This is a genomic window from Steroidobacter sp. (assembly GCF_016790065.1).
Classification (GTDB): Bacteria; Pseudomonadota; Gammaproteobacteria; order Steroidobacterales; family Steroidobacteraceae; genus Steroidobacter.
On record NZ_JAEUPY010000119.1, the window covers coordinates 1 to 2,905 of the forward strand.

Genomic DNA, 2,905 nt, shown 5'->3' on the forward strand with positions numbered 1-2,905 from the left:
GGCAACACCACCAACTCGCTCGCCGATCCATCAGTAGCAGGAGTGACGGCCGCCGCGGCAATCTGCAATTGCAGAATGCCAGCGGCGAACCAGGACCATTTGCACAGGCGTTGAAGCATCGCTTGAAACCTACAGACGAACCTCGACGCTCACGATCAGCGTCCGCGGTGGAGCCACTACTATGGCATCGCCGCCGCCCAACCAGTAGTCCTTACCTGTGAGATTGTTGACCCGGGCTCGCAAGGTGAGCGCCTTGTCGTTCCAAGCGGCGTCGTAGCTGGCGCCCAAGTTCAACACCGTGACTGATGGCAAGGACACGTCGACGACGCTGTCCGCGGTCCAGTTGTTATCCACCGGCACGGCGGCCCGGTGTTGAGCATCGAGGTGAAAATTCAGATCCGGCAACGCAGGCACTCGATAGCTAGCAGTCAATGCCGCACCGAACCGCGCCGCTCCGGTAACTCGCCGGCCTTTGAGTACCGCTTCGGCTTCATGGTAAGCCGCGTCGAGCCACATGGTGCTGGCTCCCACCGTCCAATTGCCGAGATCCACCTGCCCGTCCAACTCGATACCGTCGTGGCGAATCACGCCGTCCTGAGTGTAGTAGAGATCTGTGCCGATGTATTTGCCGTACTCGGCGCCCCGCTCGATGCGGAATACTGCGGCAGACGCGCGTACTTGGCGACGCGCGATTTTTACTCCAGCTTCGTACTGTTTGCTCTTCAACGCTGGCAACAACTCGCCGGCATTGGCGTAATCGCTGAGCACGCTGACGGTCGACCCCTGCTCGAGTGCCTCGACGTAGCTCAGATACAAAGTACTGGCGCCGTTGGGCTTGAACATCACCGCCAGGGTGGGAGTGCTTGGACTGGTCCGGTACGAAGCATTCAGCGTGCCGTTGGCACGGAAGCTGTCACGCTCGTAGCGATTGTGGCGCAGTCCGGCCAGCACCGACCAATGCTCGCCGAGGCCGATGGTGTCGCTGGCGAATACCGCCGTCTGAGTTTCTTCGGCCCAGCGATAGGTTTGCATCCCGTCGCGTCGCGGGCCGACCAGCCATTGCAGCCGGGTTGGCGCATACAGATTACTGGTATGGCTGTTGCCGCCGAACCGCGCGTTGATCATGAAATCGATATCGTTGTCGTACCAACTGGCACCCACCGTGACCTCATGGCTGAGCACGCCGGTTTGGAAGCTGCCGCTGAGTGTGGCTTGCGCCTGACGATAGTCATAAATATTCAATCCGTCCCAGGTAGTAGATCGATAGTCGCCCTGCGGATTCAAAAAATAGTTGTACTCCTGGGCCACACGAAAACGATTACGTGTGTTGCCTACATCCACTTTCGCATTCCAGTTCTCGGCGATCTGCCAGCGCAGCCCGGCGGTCAGCAAGTAGAACTCGTTATCGTTGTACGAGTCCGGTGAAGCGACCACACGATCGGCGCTCACGGCTCGCGGCAACCGTACCAGCGACCCATCTTCCGGATAGGTGAGTTTGAAATACGGAGTCGGTTGGCGAATCTCCCGATCCTGATAGAGCAGATCGGCGGTCAAGGTCAGCGACGACGTGAGATTACTTTCCAGCGACAACGCCGCGGCCTGTTGATCGACCCGCGCATCGCCATAAGCACTGCCGCGCGCATTAGATAGATTGGCGCGATATCCAAAGCGTTCGCCGATGGGACCGCCGACATCGACGTGTTGCGAAAAGATGCTGCCGCTTCGGTAGCCGGCGTCGAAGCTCAGCAGCGACTGGTCGGTGGGCTTCTTGGTCGTGTAGTTGACGATACCGCCGGGCTGCGAGAAGCCATACATGAAGCCCGCCAAGCCCTTCAACAACTCGACTTGCTCGAACGCCTCGACCGGCAATTGCACGCCGAAGACCTGCAACGGCAGGCCGTTGATCTTGACGTTGTTGTTCAGATCCAGCGGCAGGCCGCGCACACTCAACTCCGAACCCCACGGCCCATAGACATCGCCACTGGGAGCCGACGCGGCATCGCCGCCCAGCACTTCATATAAAGAGCCGGCCTGACGGCGCCGGATATCTTCTTCGGTGGACACGCTCATCGAGAACGGCGTATCGAGCTCCGCCCGTTCGCCGAGCGCACCCAGAGCAGTCGCGGTCACCGTGACGACTTGCAACTCGTCCAGCGGCTGAGCCTCGACGACGCCAGGCTGAGCACGGCCTTCAGCCGCATTGCTGGCGGTGACACCGGCAGCGGTATGCGAAACCTCGCGGATCGCAGCCTGCGACCGCGCCTTGCGAATCGCCACCGTTCTGGCATTGATGTACTCGTAACTGAGATCGGTCTGCCGCAGCAGCAGAGTGAGCGCGTCGGCCGGCAGATAGCTGCCGACCACAGGCGGCGCAGTCAAACCAGCACTCAGATCCGCGTACAACATGATCTGCAAACCGGATTGCTTGGCGAATTCGGTGAGCGCGGATCCCAACGACTGCGCCGGGATGTTCAAGCTGACTCTGGCCTGCGCCTGCTCGGCATACGCCGAGGCGCTGACGACGCAAGCACCGCCGACGACAAACGCGCCCACTGCCAGACCCAGCGCCATGTTGATCGCATCGAATCGCCAAGTCTTCATACCCGCCCCATGGTTGTGTGTTCTCGCCCTGTAGGGGGCCCGGTGCGCTATAAACGGGGTACTAGTACCCCTTTTGCAGGGCTGCGTTCCCCTTATGGGGTATAGGTCCGCCCAGGGCACAGCGACGCTTCATGGCGATCAAACCAACACTGACGGCAGCGTCACGCGACAGCGCTGAGCTAGCCGGACTCGTGCGACAACGCTACGGCGGAGCGCTGTTGCGCTATCTGCTGCGTTATCGCGGCTGCGCTCAGGATGTCGACGATCTGGCGCAGGAAGTCTACATGGAGCTGTTGAGAGTTCC

Annotated in this window: 2 protein-coding genes; one reads left to right on the forward strand and one right to left on the reverse strand. The window is 60.6% G+C overall.

Annotated features, from left to right (window positions below; genetic code table 11):
• Positions 1–129: 129 nt before the first annotated feature.
• Positions 130–2,601, reverse strand: a complete 2,472-nt coding sequence (locus JNL55_RS05240; RefSeq protein ID WP_293850284.1) for a TonB-dependent siderophore receptor — start codon at positions 2,599–2,601, stop codon at positions 130–132.
• A 131-nt stretch (positions 2,602–2,732) separates the two neighbouring features.
• Here JNL55_RS05240 and JNL55_RS37355 point away from each other — a divergent pair.
• Positions 2,733–2,905 (forward strand): sigma factor (locus JNL55_RS37355; RefSeq protein WP_415923009.1); only part of this gene is annotated, 173 nt, incomplete at its 3' end.

Coding starts and splice junctions, on each gene's coding strand:
- JNL55_RS05240 (WP_293850284.1), bottom strand. CDS start 2,601: ATGAAGACTTGGCGATTCGATGCGATCAACATGGCGCTGGGTCTGGCA.